This window comes from Vibrio sp. bablab_jr001 (assembly GCF_016464285.1).
In the GTDB taxonomy this organism is placed as follows: domain Bacteria; phylum Pseudomonadota; class Gammaproteobacteria; order Enterobacterales; family Vibrionaceae; genus Vibrio; species Vibrio fluvialis.
Window position 1 is genome coordinate 20245 of the sequence record NZ_JACDWZ010000072.1, and the last position, 15745, is coordinate 35989.

Consider the following 15745-nt stretch of genomic DNA (forward strand, 5'->3'; position numbering starts at 1 on the left):
TGATAAAAAACATGACGTTAGCGCAACAATTTAGGAATGAAGGACACAGAGTGGAGCGTATCAATTTACAACAGCTGACATCCGGGGATTGGATGCAGCGTTTTCCACATTGGCAAAAGCCGCTCAGTTTGTGGGTCACTTTGATTTGCATCGCATTGTCTGCGTGGATCGTCGGCAAAATGGTTTGGATGCTGCACAGTGAACAGACGACGGTCGCCGCATGGTCAGCCAATGCGTCTGCTCAGCCCAAAACCAGCAGTGGCATGGACATCAGCGTGTTGCAGAAAGGTGATCTGTTCGGACATTACAACGACCAGACGCCACCTCCGGCGCCTGTCAAAGTCGACGCGCCTAAAACCCGTTTAAACCTTGTGCTGGTGGGCGTTGTTGCGAGTTCTGAGCCGAGCCAGAGTCTGGCGGTGATTGCCAATCGTGGGTCTCAGGCAACGTATGGTCTGAATGAAGTGATTGAAGGCACGCGAGTAAAACTCAAAGCGGTGATGCCGGATCGGGTCATTATTGATAATTCTGGCCGGGATGAGACCCTGATGCTGGAAGGAATAGACTATTCTAAAGTCAGTGCCCAACCTGCCGCAGCACCAACCCGAACAGCCAAAGACACGCCCGTGGAAGATAAACTCGACGCGATTCGCGCCGCGGTCGCCAAAAACCCCCGCGAAATTTTCCAATACGTCACGCTCTCCCAGTTGAAGCAGGATGACAAAATTCTGGGCTATCGTGTCAGTCCGGGTAAAGACCCGGCACTGTTTGAGTCAGTGGGATTACAGAACGGCGATATCGCCACACAATTAAATGGTCTGGATCTGACGGATCCGGACGTGATGAGCAAGGTCTTTGAGTCGATTACGGATTTGACCGAGATTAACCTCACAGTAGAACGAGATGGACAGCAACATGACATCTATATTCAGTTTTAACATCAAAGTGTCAGCAAACGTTGAGGGAGTATTCTGTGAAGCATTGGCTTAACAAAAGTGCATGGCTGTTAGCCGGAAGTTTATTGGCAACGCCGTTAGCACTGGCGAATGAATTCAGCGCCAGCTTTAAAGGCACGGATATTCAGGAATTCATCAACATTGTCGGCCGCAACCTCGAGAAAACCATTATTGTTGACCCTTCTGTACGAGGCAAAGTGGATGTCCGCAGCTACGATACGTTGAATGAAAAGCAGTACTACAGCTTTTTCCTCAATGTTCTCGAAGTGTACGGCTTCGCGGTGGTTGAAATGGACAACGGCGTGCTGAAAGTCATCAAGGCGAAGGATGCCAAAACGTCCGCCATTCCGGTTCTGGGCGACAATGATCGCGCCAACGGCGACAACGTCATCACTCAGGTAGTGGCGGTCAAAAACGTATCAGTGCGTGAACTCTCGCCGCTGCTGCGTCAGCTGATTGATAACGCAGGCGCGGGTAACGTGGTGCATTACGACCCGGCTAACATCATTCTGATCACTGGCCGCGCGGCGGTGGTTAACCGTCTGGCGGACATTATTCGTCGTGTCGATCAGGCTGGTGATAAAGACATCGAAGTGGTTGAGCTTAAAAATGCGTCGGCGTCTGAAATGGTGCGTATCGTTGAAGCGCTCAATAAGGCCAACGACGCGAAAAATACGCCGGAATTCCTGCAGCCGAAATTCGTCGCCGACGAGCGAACCAATTCAATTCTGATTTCCGGTGACCCGAAAGTGCGTGAACGTCTCAAACGTCTGATCAGACAACTGGATGTTGAGATGGCGACCAAAGGTAATAACCGCGTGGTGTACCTCAAATACGCCAAAGCGGAAGACCTGGTCGATGTGCTCAAAGGCGTGTCGGATAACCTGCAGGCCGATAAGCAAAATGGCCAGAAGGGCGCCACAGCGTCCGGTGGCGGCCAGCGTAATGACGTGATGATTGCTGCGCATGCGGAAACCAACTCACTGGTGATCACGGCGCCGCAGGACATCATGAACGCGATTCTTGATGTGGTTGCACAACTGGATATTCGTCGTGCTCAGGTCCTAATTGAAGCGCTGATCGTCGAAATGTCGGAAGCGGACGGTATTAACCTCGGCGTGCAGTGGGGCTCTTTGGAAAGCGGCTCTGTGGTTCAGTTCAGCAACAGCGGCGCTTCGATCGGTAATGTGATGGTCGGTCTGGAAGAAGCCAAAGATCAGACCACGACCGAGTACTACTATGACTCAAGCGGCAACCGTCGTCCTTATACCAGTACCGAATCGGGTGATTACACCAGCCTCGCGTCAGCACTCTCCGGCATCAATGGTGCTGCGGTCAGCGTGCTGATGGGCGACTGGACCGCACTGATCAGCGCGGTATCGACCAACTCCAACACCAACATCCTGTCATCGCCAAGCATTACCGTGATGGATAACGGCGAAGCGTCGTTCATCGTCGGTGAAGAAGTGCCGGTGATTACCGGCTCAACATCGAGCTCAAATAACGATAATCCGTTTCAGACGGTGGATCGTAAAGAGGTCGGTATCAAACTCAAAGTGGTACCGCAAATCAACGAAGGCGATTCCGTACAGCTGTCGATTGAACAGGAAGTTTCCAACGTACTGGGTGCGAATGGCGCGGTCGATGTGCGTTTTGCCAAACGTCAGCTCAATACTTCTGTCATGGTACAGGATGGTCAGATGCTGGTGCTGGGTGGTTTGATTGATGAGCGTACGGCTGAAAGCGAATCCAAAGTGCCACTGCTGGGCGACATTCCGATTCTGGGCCATCTGTTCACCTCAACCAGTACTCAGGTTGAGAAGAAAAACCTGATGGTCTTTATCAAGCCAACCATTATCCGCAACGGCGTAACCGCCGATGGTATTACGCAGCGTAAATACAACTACATTCGCGCTGAACAACTGTTTAAAGCGGACAAAGGCTTGAAACTGATGGAAGACAGCAACATTCCGGTGCTGCCGAAATATGGTCAGGATCGCCTGCATCAACCTGAAATTCAGGCATTTATTGAACAAATGGACGAGAAGCAATGACGGAAGTGGTAGCAGCGCAAGTGGCCCGTAATCTGGTTCGCCGTTTGCCGTTTAGCTTCGCGAACCGCTACAAGATTGTGTTGGAATGGCACGATGGCTTAGAGGCGCCGACGGTCTATTACGTGGCTCCGATGTCGATGGCGCCGCTGGCTGAGGTCCGCCGCGTGGTCAAAGGCAGCCTGACCTTAGTCGAGCTGCCAGCGAACGAGTTTGAAAGCAAACTGACTCAGGTGTACCAGCGTGATTCGTCGGAAGCCCGTCAGTTAATGGAAGACATCGGTGCCGACAGCGATGATTTCTTCTCGATTGTGGAAGAATTGCCACAAAACGAAGACCTGCTCGAATCGGAAGACGATGCGCCCATCATTAAACTGATTAACGCCATGCTCGGCGAAGCGATCAAAGAAGGCGCATCCGATATTCATATCGAGACGTTTGAGAAAGCGTTGTCGATTCGTTTTCGTGTCGACGGTGTACTGCGTGAAGTGTTGTCGCCGAGCCGCAAGCTCTCGCCGCTGCTGGTGTCGCGGGTCAAAGTCATGGCTAAGCTCGATATTGCAGAAAAACGCGTCCCGCAGGATGGCCGGATTTCGCTGCGCATTGGTGGTCGTTCGGTGGATGTGCGGGTGTCAACCATGCCCTCATCCCATGGCGAACGGGTGGTTATGCGTCTGCTCGACAAAAACGCGACCCGTCTGGATCTGCACAGTTTGGGAATGACCGAGCGTAACCACGACAACTTCCGCCATCTGATTGAACGCCCGCACGGCATTTTGCTGGTTACCGGCCCGACGGGTTCGGGTAAATCGACCACGCTGTATGCTGGTTTGCAGGAGCTCAACAGCAACGAGCGCAATATTCTGACCGTCGAAGATCCGATCGAATTCGATATCGACGGCATTGGTCAGACTCAGGTTAACCCGAAAGTGGACATGACCTTTGCCCGCGGGTTGCGCGCTATCTTGCGCCAGGACCCGGATGTGGTGATGGTGGGGGAGATTCGCGACCTGGAGACTGCGCAGATTGCAGTACAGGCGTCGCTGACTGGTCACCTGGTGATGTCAACGCTGCACACCAATACTGCGATTGGCGCGGTGACGCGTCTGCGCGATATGGGCATTGAACCGTTTCTGATTTCTTCGTCACTGCTGGGCGTATTGGCTCAGCGTCTGGTACGTACCCTGTGTCCGGACTGTAAAGTGCCGTATGAAGCGGATAAAGAGCAGCGTAAGTTGTTCGATTTGAAGAAAAAAGATGAGCTGATCTTATACAAAGCGCATGGCTGCGAGAAATGTAACTTCAAAGGCTATCGTGGCCGGACCGGGATTCATGAACTGGTGCTGGTGACGGATGAAGTTCAGGCGCTGATTCACGCCGAAGCGGGTGAACAGGCGATTGAAAAGCTGGTGCGCGAAACCACACCAAGCATTCGCGACGATGGTCTGGAAAAAGTGCGTCTGGGCGTGACCTCGCTTGAAGAAGTGATGCGCGTGACCAAGGAGTCCTGATGGCCGCGTTTGAATACAAAGCGCTGGATGCTCGTGGCAAACAGAAAAAAGGTGTCTTGGAAGGCGACAATGCGCGTCAGGTGCGCCTGCGTCTCAAAGAGCAGGGGCTGGTGCCGGTCGAGGTCGTCGAAACCAAAGCCAAAGCGGCTAAGGCGCAGAGTGCCAGTCTCGGTTTATCCCGTCGTGGTATCAGTACGCCGGATCTGGCGCTGCTGACGCGTCAGCTTTCAACGCTGGTACAGTCCGGTATGCCGCTGGAAGAGTGTCTGCGCGCGGTGTCCGAGCAGTCTGAGAAACCACGTATTCGCAACATGCTGGCGGCGGTACGCTCCAAAGTCACCGAAGGTTATACGCTGGCAGACAGTATGGCGGATTACCCGCAGGTGTTTGATGAGCTGTTTCGCTCCATGGTGGCTGCCGGGGAAAAATCCGGTCATCTTGATTCGGTGCTGGAGCGTCTGGCGGATTATGCAGAAAACCGTCAGAAACTGCGTTCCAAACTGCTACAGGCAATGCTGTATCCGATTGTACTGGTGGTATTTGCGGTCTGTATCGTGGCGTTTCTGCTGGCCGCAGTGGTCCCGAAAATTGTCGGCCAGTTTATTCAGATGGGGCAGGAACTGCCGAAATCGACTCAGTTTCTGCTCTCGGCCAGTGATTTTGTGCAGCATTGGGGTATCCAGTTGGTGATTGCGCTGATGCTGGTGGTCTACCTGTGCCGCTGGCTGCTGCGTAAGCCGGATGTGCGCCTGAACTGGGATCGCCGAGTGATTCACATGCCGGTGATCGGCAAAATTGCCCGCGGCCTAAATACCTCGCGTTTTGCGCGCACGCTGTCCATCTGTACCTCCAGTGCCATTCCTATTCTCGATGGTATGCGCGTGGCGGTGGATGTCATGACCAATCAGTACGTCAAACAGCAAGTGCTGGCGGCGGCTGAGAATGTGCGTGAAGGTTCGAGTCTGCGTAAAGCGCTCGATCAGACCAAACTGTTTCCCCCGATGATGCTGCACATGATCGCCAGTGGCGAGCAGAGTGGTGAGCTGGAAAGCATGCTCACGCGCGCGGCCGATAACCAGGACACCAACTTTGAATCCACGGTCAATATTGCGCTGGGGATTTTCACTCCGGCACTGATCGCGCTGATGGCAGGTCTGGTGCTGTTTATCGTCATGGCAACGCTGATGCCTATTCTTGAAATGAATAACTTGATGAGCCGCTGAGTCGGCTCAACTTCGCCTTGTTTAACATGGAGTCTTTATGAACAAAAAAGTAAACAAACAGTCTGGTTTTACCTTGCTGGAAGTGATGGTCGTGGTGGTGATTCTGGGTATTCTGGCCAGCTTCGTTGTTCCTAATCTGTTAGGTAACAAAGAAAAAGCGGACCAACAGAAAGCGATTACGGACATCGTGGCACTGGAAAATGCACTCGATATGTACAAGCTGGACAACAACGTTTACCCAACCACCGACCAAGGGCTTGACGCGCTGGTCAACAAACCATCCAGTCCTGAGCCACGCAACTACCGTGCCGGTGGCTACATTAAGCGTCTGCCAAAAGATCCTTGGGGCAACGATTACCAATACCTGAGCCCGGGTGATAAAGGCACGATAGACGTTTTTACGCTGGGTGCGGATGGTCAGGAAGGCGGTGAAGGAACCAGTACCGATATCGGTAACTGGAACCTGCAGGATTTCCAATAAGGTCGGTAGGGCGGTTTTGCCGCCCGGTGATGTATGACGAGTTGCGACGGTGTGATGAAGTACAAACGCGGGTTTACCCTGCTGGAAATTCTGCTGGTGCTGGTGCTGTTGTCAATGAGTGCCGTTGCGGTGATTGCCACGTTGCCTTCGAAACAGAACGACGACGCCAAAGAAGTCGCGGAAAGCCTTTATCAGCGTCTGCAACTGCTGAATGAAGAAGCGATCCTCAGCGGGCTTGATTATGGCCTGCGCGTGGATGAAAAAACGCACCAACTGCATTTTCTCAGTCTGAATGAAAAAGGCTGGCAGCGGCTGAATAAGTCCGGTTTTGCCTCGATGTTGGCGCTGAAAGAGGGGCTGGCGATGCAGTTTTTGCCAGGCGGCGATGTGTGGCAGGACAAAGATCGACTGTTCAAACCCGGCTCGCTGTTTGATGAAGAGATGTTTGCCGCGAAGGAAGACGAGAAGAAAGTGCGTCCGCCGCAGGTGTTTATTCTGTCCAGCGGTGAGCTGACCCCGTTTACGCTTGATGTCTTCGCAACCGGGGATAACCCGGAGAAAGGGTGGCAGGTGCGTGTGCAGGATAATGGTGAAATTCGCCTGCTGGCGCCGGGAGAGCACAATGCGAAGCGCTAAGCGAGGGTTTACGCTGCTGGAAGTGTTGGTGGCACTGGCCATTTTTGCCACTGCGGCCATCAGTGTCATGCGCGCCGTGAGCCAGCACATCAATACCATCAGCTATCTGGAAGAGAAAACCTTTGCGGCGATGGTGGTGGACAATCAAATGGCCAATGTCATGCTGGCGAATACCACGCCACAGGCGCGGGAAGGGACGCAGCAACTGGCAGGACGCACCTGGTACTGGAAAGTCACGCCAGTGAAAACCAGTAACGATATCCTGGTGGCGTTTGATGTCAGTGTTGCGACTGAGAAAAAAGCCGCTCCGGTGGTCACGGTGAGAAGTTATGTGGCGAAATAACGCTGGACGTCAGCGCCGCCTACGCGGCTTCACTCTGATCGAAGTGCTGGTGGCGATGGCCATATTTGCCAGTCTGAGCCTTGCGGCGTATCAGGTACTGAATCAAGTGCAGCGCAGCAACAGTTTGTCTGCTGAGCGCGAAGCCCGCCTGAGCGAGCTGCAACGTGCCGTGGTGATGATGGATGCCGATTTTCGTCAGATGGCGCTGCGCCGCTTTCGAACCAATGGCGAAGAGCCGGGCGAAAAAATGCTGCTGTGGAGTGACTATCTGCTCGACTCTGACAGCAAAGGCGTGCTGTTTGTGCGTCTGGGGTGGCATAACCCGCAGCAACAGTTTCCGCGTGGCGAAGTTGCTAAGGTTGGCTATCGTATAAAAGATGGCGTGCTTGAACGGTTGTGGTGGCGTTATGCCGACACGCCCGTGGCCCAAGAGCCTGTCGTAATGCCGCTGCTGACTAAGGTTGAATCCTGGTCTATGAAGTTTTATCACAAAGGGGAGTGGCTGGATGAATGGGATGCCAAAAACGCCATTCCGCAGGCTGTTTCGGTCACGCTGACACTGAAAGATTACGGTCAGATTGAACGTATCTACCTGACCACGGGTGGTCAGTTGGGAGATGGCAATGATTCGTAACCAGCGTGGCGTTGCCCTGATTATCGTTTTGCTGCTGCTCGCGATCATGGTTTCTATCGCCGCAACGATGTCGCAACGTATGTTTACTCAGTTCCAGCGTACGGGTCATCAGCTCAATTATCAACAGGCATACTGGTACAGCGTCGGGGTGGAAGCGCTGGCCAGAGCGGCGATTGAGCAGAGCCTGAAAGATAACGATGTGGTGAGTCTTAATCAGCCATGGGCGCAGAAAGACCGCCGCTATCCGCTGGATTATGGTGAAGTGGTGGGCAGCATTACCGACAAGCAGGCGTGTTTTAACGTCAATGTGTTTGCCAGTGAACAAGCCGTCAATACCGGCACCAGCCAGCCTTATATTTATCGCGTGTGGCGCGCATTGCTCGATGATCTCGACATCGATAATTACCAGGCTGAAACCATTGCCGATTCGACCTGGGATTACATCGACAGCAACGACAGCGTCAACGCGTCGAGCGGGGTTGAAGACAGTTACTACGAGTCGATGTCACCCGCGTATCTGGCGGCCAACTCGCTGCTGGCCGATGCCAGCGAGCTGCGGGCAGTCAATCAGGTCAGTGGCGATGTGATGCAGAAATTATTGCCGTATGTGTGTGCGTTGCCAGTCGATGACTGGCGGCTCAACATCAATACACTGGCACCGGATCAGGCCAAACTGCTGGCCGCGATGTTCAGCCCGGCGCTGAGCGACGCCAATGCCAAAACGGTATTGGAAAACCGACCATTTGATGGTTGGAGCAGTGTCGATAACTTTCTGGCGGAAGCCCAGATAGCCGCGGTGGACAGCGCAATACGCGATGAAGCCAAAGCGTATCTGGCCGTAGATAGCCAATATTTTGAACTGGATGCGCAGGTGAAAGTGGACGAGTCCCGCGTGCGTGTTCGGAGCCTGTTTTATAGTAATGAACAAGAAACTGCAACGGTGATACGCCGTCGCTTTGGAGGAATCAGTGAGCGAGTTTCTGACCGTTCGGCTGAGTAGTCAACAAGATGCCACCATTCCCTGGTTGGTGTGGTCGCCTCAGCAGCAGGCGGTGATCGCCAGCGGAGAAGTGGCTGGTTTGGATCAGTTGGAAGAACTGACCCCGTATGCGGCTCAGCGCTCGACGTTGCTGTTGTTAGCGGCCAGTGATGTGGTACTGACGCAAGTCGATATTCCATCGGGCGCCAGCCGACAACTGGAATCGATGCTGCCGTATTTGGTGGAAGATGAGATTGCGCAGGATGTCGATGAGCTGCATTTCAGCGTATTGAACAAAAGTGGTGGCGTGGCCTCGGTTGCCGGGGTAGATCGCCAATGGTTGCAATCGTGCCTCGACACTCTGAAAGCCCTCCAGTTTGATGTGAAACGCGTCCTGCCGGATGTGCTCGCGCTGCCACAGGCTGAAGGCATGGCTGCGGTGCAACTGGGTGATGAATGGCTGGTGCGTAAGGGCGAGTTTTCAGGCCTGAGCGTGGAATCTCAGTGGCTGCCGCTGTTCAGTCAGTCTGATTGGGTGCGTGATGGCGACGCCTGGCTGCCGCTGAAGGCCTACACGCCGCTACCTGAGCTCACGCTGGCAGAAGGTCAGGATTGGCGCAGCGAGCCTTCTGAGCTGGTGATGCAGGTCCTGACACAGGAAGCATTGCGCAGCAAAATGACCTTGCTGACTGGAGAATTCACACCGAAATCTTCCTGGTCTAAATACTGGCTGGTGTGGCGCAAAGCGGCCATTGCCGCCGGGTTACTGCTGGTGGTATCGATGGGATATCGCCTGGTTGAAGCTTATCAATATGAAACGACCGCACAGACTTACCGTGCGGAAAGTGAACGCATTTTCCGAGCCATTTTCCCTGATAAGCAGCGCATTCCGACCGTCAGCTATTTAAAACGCCAAATGAGCGATGAACTGGCGATGTTATCCGGAGGCAGCAGCGGTGAGCATGTGTTGGGCTGGCTGAGCAAGTTGCCGGATACCCTACGCAGTATCAATGCACTGCAGGTGCAGAGCCTGCGTTTTGATGGCGATCGCGGCGAAGTGCGCCTGGAAGCAACCAGTAAAGATTTCCAGACCTTTGAGCAAGCACGGGTGAAGTTCGAAGAGAACTTTGCGGTTGAGCAAGGGCAACTGAGCAAAAATGGCGAATTAGTGGTGGGGTCGTATGTCCTCAAACGCAAATAGGGGCAGAGCATGAAAAATTTACTCAACCCGTTACAAATCTCACTCCACACCTGGTGGAGCAGTATCAGCCAGCGTGAGCAGCGTCTGGTGCTGGTGTGTGGCGGTTTGCTGCTGCTGGGCATTCTCTACTGGGGTGTGCTGCAGCCGCTGCAGCAACGCAGTGACGCGGCGAGAGCGCGTATTGTCTCGGAGCAGCAGCTTCTGCAATGGGTGCAGTCCACCGCTGACGATATCGTCACACTGCGTCGACAGGGAGGCGTGGTGGGCACGGCTCAACCGCTTAATCAGGTTATTTCCAGCTCGACGCGTCAGTTTAATATTGAGCTGATCCGCGTGCAGCCTCGAGGCGAGATGATGCAAGTGTGGATTCAGCCACTGCCCTTCTCGCAATTGGTCTCGTGGATTGCGTACCTCAAAGAGAAACAGGGCGTGGATGTCGAATTTATGGATCTCGACCGCGGTAAAGTGCCGGGTGTGGTAGAAGTGAAACGTCTGCAGCTGAAACGGGGAGTGTGATGAAACACAAGTTAGGTTATGTCGCCCTGTTTGTGGTGGTGTTTGCGGTCAGTGCGATTGTCCATTTACCGGCTAGCGTGGTGCTTAAGTCGGTGCCGCTGCCGTCGGGGCTTGAGCTGCAAGGTGTGCAGGGCAATTGGTGGCAGGGGAGTGCCAGTCAGGTACGCTGGCAGAGCAGCAATCTCGGCGCATTGAACTGGCATTTGCAGTGGTCCTCACTGCTCAGCGCCGAAGCCAGAGTCGCGGTGCGTTTTGGACGCGGCAGTGATCTGGATGTGCGCGGCAAAGGCATGGTGGGTTACACTTTTTCCGGCCCGTTTGCCGAGGATATGGTGGTGTCTGCGCCTGCAGAAAAAGTGGTGCAGTCGCTGCATCTGCCACTGCCTATCAATGCTATGGGACAGGTCGAGCTGACACTGCGTGATTATCGCTATGGAGCGCCTTGGTGTCGTGCGGCCAGTGGCAATCTGGTGTGGGCTCAGAGTGCCATTCAGTCACCGCTTGGCGATTTACAGCTTGGGCCGGTCATGGCCGAAGTGGGATGTGAAGACAACGTATTGAACGTCAAAGGTGGTCAGCAGAGTGGTCAGGTGAGCAGTGAATTCAGCGCACAGATTAATGCCAATCGCCGTTTTACGGCTCAGGCCTGGTTTAAACCCGGCGCAGAATTTCCCAACTCTATGGCTGAGCAGCTTAAATATCTGCCACGTCCGGATGGGCAAGGGCGTTTTCAGTTTTCCCGTCAGGGCCAGCTGTAAAGAAAAGGGCGAGGTTATCTCGCCCTTTTTTAATCTTTGACCTTGAGAATCTTGTCCCATGGCAGGTCAGCGTCACCCAGCACAATAAAGTTCGGGTTCTCCAGCGTATCCCGCTCGTTGTACGACAGCGGTTCTAACTGTGTGCTGAGTATGCGACCGCCGGCTTCTTCTACAATACACTGGGTCGCGGCGGTGTCCCACTCGCCAGTCGGCCCCAGACGCAGGTAGCAATCGACCGCCCCTTCGGCCACCAGGCACGCTTTGAGTGCCGCAGAGCCGAGTGGCACCAATTCGTAGTTCCACTGACTGCTTAACCGGTTGGTAATGCGGTTAATGTCCTGGCGGCGGCTGATGGCAATCGCGATCGACTGTCCCGGCAGTTCATGTTTGTGGGTCTCGATGCGCAGGCTTTCCGACATATCCGGGATCTTCCATGCGCCTTTGCCGGAATACGCGTAGTAAGTGACGCCGGAAACCGGGCCATACACCACGCCCATCACTGGTCGGTTGTTTTCCACCAGCGCAATGATGGTCGCGAAATCACCGCTACGGGCGATGAACTCCTGCGTACCATCCAATGGGTCAACCAGCCAATAGCGCTGCCAGGTTTCCCGCGTGGTCAGGCTAATGTTCGCCGCTTCTTCGGATAACACCGGAATGTCAGGTGTCAGTTCGCTCAGGCGTTCCACCACCAGTTTATGCGCTGCGAGATCGGCGCTGGTGACTGGGGTTTCATCACTTTTGGTATAGGATTCGTAGGATTTGTTCTCGTAAATATCGAGAATCAGTTGTCCGGCAGAACGCGCGATGCTGATGACATCGGGCAGCAGGTGAGACAGATCTTTGGCGGTAGGCATACTCTTTCCTTTAGCTCTGCTGGTCAGGATTGCAAGTGGCGCAGAGCGAGCAGTAGTGCAGTGATGCTGCGAGCTTCGCTAAAATCTAAGTGAGTCAGCAACTCTTCGGCTTGAGCGAGGGGCCAGCGAACCACTTCGAGTGGCTCAGGTTCATCGCCTTCCAATTGTTCTGAGTATAGATCCTGTGCGATGAAGAGTGTCATACGGCTGGAAAAATACGACGGCGCCAACACCACTTCTTTGAGGTGGGTTAAGCGATGCGCACCAAAGCCAATCTCTTCTTTCAGTTCGCGCACGGCGGCTTCCTGAGCTGATTCTCCCGGGTCAATCAAACCTTTGGGAAAACCGAGTTCGTAGTTTTCAGTGCCCGCGGCGTATTCGCGCACCAACAGCAGATCGCCGTTCTCGGTGACTGGTACCATCATTACGGCGTTGCGGCCACTGGGTTTCATGCGTTCGTAGGTGCGTTGCTCACCATTAGAAAAACGGAGGTCGAGCGCCTCAATGGCAAACAGTCTCGACTTGGCAACCGTACTACGGGCCAAAATCTCCGGTAATGATTTAGATGGCATACGCTAACTCCTTCGCATTCAAAAGTTTTCTTACTATATGAGAAAATCTTGCGAGTGAAAATATCACTCTTTACAGGCGACCACACGTGCTGGCGCAGAAAATAAAAAAAGCTGATGCATGCATCAGCTTTTCGTTGTCGGTGTATCAGTAGTAAGAGTGCTCACCACGATCGTGTTCGGTGGAATCGCGCACCGCAGTCAGTTCACCTTCGAACTGAGCCAGCAGCTCTTTTTCGATCCCTTCTTTCAGTGTTACGTCCACCATTGAACAGCCGTTACAGCCGCCGCCGAACTGAACCAGCGCAACGCCGTCGTCCGAGATTTCCAACAGTTGGACGTGACCGCCGTGACCTGCCAGTTGTGGGTTAACCTGAGTCTGAATCGCGTATTCCACGCGTTCCATCAGTGAGGCGTCATCCGACACTTTACGCATTTTCGCGTTCGGTGCTTTCAGCGTCAGTTGTGAGCCCATTTTGTCTGTTACGAAGTCGATCACGGCTTCTTCCAGGAATGGCAGGCTCAGTTCGTCCACATACGCAGAAAAATCGCTGTATGGGATTTCAGTATCGGTAGCTTCCACAGCCTCAGGCGGGCAGTAAGACACGCCACATTCCGCATTTTGGGTGCCCGGGTTGACCACGAACACACGAATGTTAGTGCCTTCTGGTTGCTGAGCAAGCAGCTTAGCAAAGTGAGACTGGGCAGATTCGGTAATAGTAATAGTATTTGACACGACGAATACCTGAGTAAAATTGTAGGCTATTTAGTCACCATTCTACTCCTGTCGAGCCGAGGATCCAGCCCTTTTTTGTGAGCGCATTTTAACGCTGGGGTCAGTCACCCGGTTCAGGAGTGCGGCATATGCAGTAAATATCAAGGCTTTCGACGCCTACATCAAGCAGTAAATTGCATAATTGTCGCACCGTACTGCCTGTGGTGACGACATCATCAACGATCGCGATGTGTCTGTGGCTCGGCGCACTGTTTAAGACAAAAGCTTGGTTGAGATTGCGCCGGCGCTGAGCTTTGTTCAGGCCTTGCTGCGGCGGGGTGGCCAGGCGACGGGAAAACAGCCGAGGCTGGTATTGGCTGCCGAGTTGCTGCGCAAGTTGACGTGCCAAAACATCACTTTGATTGAAACCGCGCCAGGCATGGCGGCGCCAGTGCAGCGGCACGCAGGTCACCAGTGGGGCGGGCGATACAATTCTTGGGGCTAACAATCCGGCCAGCGGCTGCGCTTGCCAGAACTGGCGCTGATATTTGAGCTGATGCACGCTCTGACTGAGCGGAAAACGGTAATCGCCCAAACAATAGAGCTTGTGCCACGGCGGCGGCGATGTCAGGCATTGGCCACACTGCTCGGTAGCGGCTTCACAAGGCTGGCCGCAGCGAGCGCAACGCGTGGTTGGTGCGTACCAGTCGAGGCATGCGCCACACAAGCTCTGCGTGTTATGCGATTCAAGGGGCAAACCGCACAGCTGACACGACGGTCTCAGCCACGAAAACATGGTTTTTTGAAGTCGATTGGTTAACATAACAGACCAAAACTAAAGGGTATGGCGCTATCATTGCGACAGGCTCAAGCACGGTGTGCATGGAATAAGTAGGAGAACATGTGACGATGGCAGCGGAGTTGTATTGGCAGGTAAACGGCAGCGGCCCGGATTTGGTGTTGGTGCACGGCTGGGGGATGAATGGCGCCGTGTGGCAGCAAACCGCCGAGGTACTGGCTGCGTATTTTCGCGTGCATGTGGTCGATTTGCCCGGCTACGGACACAGCGCCGATCAGCATGCGGATTCTCTCGAAGCCATTGCGCAACGTTTGACGGAACGTGCTCCGAAGCAGGCGATTTGGGTCGGTTGGTCACTGGGTGGGCTGGTGGCGACGCACATGGCGCTGCACCACAGCGAGTATGTTGCCAAGTTAGTCACGGTCGCCTCATCACCGAAATTTGCTGCCGAGCGTCCGTGGCGTGGCATTCAGCCTCAGGTGCTGAGTGCGTTTACCGATCAACTGGTGGACGATTTTCAAACCACGATTGAGCGCTTTATGGCGTTGCAGGCAATGGGCAGCCCGTCCGCGCGTCAGGACGTCAAAACCCTCAAGCAGGCGGTGTTGTCGCGTCCCAGCCCGAACCCACACTCTTTGCTGGCGGGCTTGCAAATGTTGGCTAATGTCGATTTGCGTGAGCAACTGCCGCACATTTCGGTGCCGCTGCTGCGCCTGTATGGTCGCCTTGACGGGTTGGTGCCGGTTAAAGTGGCGCACGATCTGGCTCAGGTGGTGCCAGACAGTCAGCAATATATTTTCACCGAATCTTCCCATGCGCCGTTCATGACAGAGTTTGACACTTTCTGTCAGCAACTGGTGGCGTTCGCCGGACAACACTAAACCTTTGGCTTAATTCCGCGCGTTAACATAAATATCACTCAATGTTTGTCACTACTGGTCGATAAATAAGCTAACCCCGACGCGTGAACGCGCCGACCGGGCCGGGCGATACTGAGGAGGTTTCGGCTATGATCGTGTCACCGACAAATGTCAGCGTGCCACTTATCGCCCCATCAGTAAACGTGCCGACAGAGCAGGCCGCGCGTGACAACCGAGTCCGTGAGCCTGTGATGCCGACAGTAGAGCTGACCAAACCCAACGCGGAGCGTAAGGTCAAAGGCGACGACAAACGGCGTAAGCAGTCGTCCTGGGATCCGTCTGAGCATCCCGGCTATGAGCTGGATCAGGAGACCGAGACGACGGTGCGTCCGCATGACGAGCCGAAAAGTGAGCTGGAGCGATTGTTCGATCTGCTGGCTTTGTCGACTTACAGCCATTCGCAGGGTAAAGGTTATGCGATGCGGTTTCGCCTGCCGAAACGCGTTATTGATGCTGCGATAACTGAAGGCAAAATGGCCAAGCGGCGCACCGTAATCAAATTCCATTACGGCCATGCTGTAGCGCCGAACACGCCATCAGAAGTGATTGCGGTCTTGTAGTCATCGCTTGCGATGAGACACGCAGAAAAAATCCCC

The 15745-nt window shown here is 54.1% G+C and carries 18 protein-coding genes; 14 read left to right on the forward strand and 4 right to left on the reverse strand.

The genetic code is table 11. The features are described 5' to 3' along the window. Positions 1-92 precede the first annotated feature (92 nt). Genes gspC through JIG40_RS10750 form a run of 12 tightly spaced genes read left to right on the forward strand, consistent with a single transcriptional unit; the run spans position 93 to position 11289 of the window. Entirely contained in the window at positions 93-938 is an 846-nt protein-coding gene (gspC, locus tag JIG40_RS10695; RefSeq protein ID WP_206769376.1) for a type II secretion system protein GspC, read from the forward strand. A 35-nt stretch (positions 939-973) separates the two neighbouring features. Beyond that, the gene (gspD, locus tag JIG40_RS10700) at positions 974-3010 is read left to right on the forward strand and encodes a type II secretion system secretin GspD (protein ID WP_020329326.1); all 2037 of its coding nucleotides are present in this window, start codon (positions 974-976) and stop codon (positions 3008-3010) included. Next, the gene (gene gspE / locus JIG40_RS10705; protein ID WP_020429371.1) at positions 3007-4518 is read left to right on the forward strand and encodes a type II secretion system ATPase GspE; all 1512 of its coding nucleotides are present in this window, start codon (positions 3007-3009) and stop codon (positions 4516-4518) included. The genes gspD and gspE overlap by 4 nt, the downstream gene beginning before the upstream one ends. Continuing rightward, positions 4518-5741, forward strand: a complete 1224-nt coding sequence (gene gspF, locus JIG40_RS10710; protein ID WP_199465333.1) for a type II secretion system inner membrane protein GspF — start codon at positions 4518-4520, stop codon at positions 5739-5741. Before gspE ends, gspF begins: the two co-directional genes overlap by 1 nt. Before the next feature lie 37 nt (positions 5742-5778). Beyond that, positions 5779-6222: a type II secretion system major pseudopilin GspG gene (gene gspG, locus JIG40_RS10715; protein ID WP_020329329.1), complete on the forward strand. Its 444-nt coding sequence runs from the start codon at positions 5779-5781 to the stop codon at positions 6220-6222. 54 nt (positions 6223-6276) lie between these two features. Further along, complete coding sequence (gspH, locus tag JIG40_RS10720; RefSeq protein WP_199465379.1) at positions 6277-6858, forward strand: type II secretion system minor pseudopilin GspH; 582 nt, start codon at positions 6277-6279, stop codon at positions 6856-6858. Next, positions 6845-7201, forward strand: a complete 357-nt coding sequence (gene gspI, locus JIG40_RS10725; RefSeq protein ID WP_158142533.1) for a type II secretion system minor pseudopilin GspI — start codon at positions 6845-6847, stop codon at positions 7199-7201. The genes gspH and gspI overlap by 14 nt, the downstream gene beginning before the upstream one ends. Then, the gene (gspJ, locus tag JIG40_RS10730) at positions 7188-7835 is read left to right on the forward strand and encodes a type II secretion system minor pseudopilin GspJ (RefSeq protein ID WP_199465334.1); all 648 of its coding nucleotides are present in this window, start codon (positions 7188-7190) and stop codon (positions 7833-7835) included. Before gspI ends, gspJ begins: the two co-directional genes overlap by 14 nt. After that, the gene (gspK, locus tag JIG40_RS10735) at positions 7825-8835 is read left to right on the forward strand and encodes a type II secretion system minor pseudopilin GspK (protein WP_199465335.1); all 1011 of its coding nucleotides are present in this window, start codon (positions 7825-7827) and stop codon (positions 8833-8835) included. The genes gspJ and gspK overlap by 11 nt, the downstream gene beginning before the upstream one ends. Continuing rightward, the gene (gspL, locus tag JIG40_RS10740; RefSeq protein WP_199465336.1) at positions 8804-10015 is read left to right on the forward strand and encodes a type II secretion system protein GspL; all 1212 of its coding nucleotides are present in this window, start codon (positions 8804-8806) and stop codon (positions 10013-10015) included. Before gspK ends, gspL begins: the two co-directional genes overlap by 32 nt. A 9-nt stretch (positions 10016-10024) precedes the next feature. Beyond that, entirely contained in the window at positions 10025-10531 is a 507-nt protein-coding gene (locus tag JIG40_RS10745; RefSeq protein WP_024373337.1) for a type II secretion system protein M, read from the forward strand. Continuing rightward, positions 10531-11289, forward strand: a complete 759-nt coding sequence (locus JIG40_RS10750) for a type II secretion system protein N (RefSeq protein WP_199465337.1) — start codon at positions 10531-10533, stop codon at positions 11287-11289. The genes JIG40_RS10745 and JIG40_RS10750 overlap by 1 nt, the downstream gene beginning before the upstream one ends. A gap of 29 nt (positions 11290-11318) precedes the next feature. Here JIG40_RS10750 and cysQ read toward each other — a convergent pair whose 3' ends face one another. The 4 genes from cysQ to JIG40_RS10770 all read right to left on the reverse strand — a co-directional run bounded on the left by cysQ (position 11319) and on the right by JIG40_RS10770 (position 14253). After that, entirely contained in the window at positions 11319-12146 is an 828-nt protein-coding gene (gene cysQ / locus JIG40_RS10755) for a 3'(2'),5'-bisphosphate nucleotidase CysQ (RefSeq protein ID WP_020429367.1), read from the reverse strand. Between the two features lie 23 nt (positions 12147-12169). Further along, positions 12170-12718 (reverse strand): ADP compounds hydrolase NudE, encoded by a 549-nt coding sequence (gene nudE, locus JIG40_RS10760; protein WP_047459232.1) that lies wholly within the window; start codon positions 12716-12718, stop codon positions 12170-12172. Positions 12719-12863: 145 nt separating this feature from the next. After that, positions 12864-13451, reverse strand: coding sequence for a Fe-S biogenesis protein NfuA (nfuA, locus tag JIG40_RS10765; RefSeq protein WP_024373335.1), 588 nt, complete (start codon positions 13449-13451; stop codon positions 12864-12866). 100 nt (positions 13452-13551) lie between these two features. Continuing rightward, the gene (locus tag JIG40_RS10770; protein ID WP_199465338.1) at positions 13552-14253 is read right to left on the reverse strand and encodes a phosphoribosyltransferase family protein; all 702 of its coding nucleotides are present in this window, start codon (positions 14251-14253) and stop codon (positions 13552-13554) included. An 86-nt stretch (positions 14254-14339) separates the two neighbouring features. Here JIG40_RS10770 and bioH point away from each other — a divergent pair, with 86 nt between their 5' ends. Both bioH and JIG40_RS10780 read left to right on the forward strand, forming a co-directional pair. Further along, on the forward strand, positions 14340-15110 hold the full coding sequence (gene bioH / locus JIG40_RS10775) for a pimeloyl-ACP methyl ester esterase BioH (RefSeq protein ID WP_199465380.1): 771 nt from the start codon (positions 14340-14342) through the stop codon (positions 15108-15110). 128 nt (positions 15111-15238) lie between these two features. Further along, positions 15239-15709 (forward strand): hypothetical protein, encoded by a 471-nt coding sequence (locus JIG40_RS10780; protein ID WP_020329343.1) that lies wholly within the window; start codon positions 15239-15241, stop codon positions 15707-15709. The last annotated feature ends 36 nt before the right edge of the window (positions 15710-15745 follow it).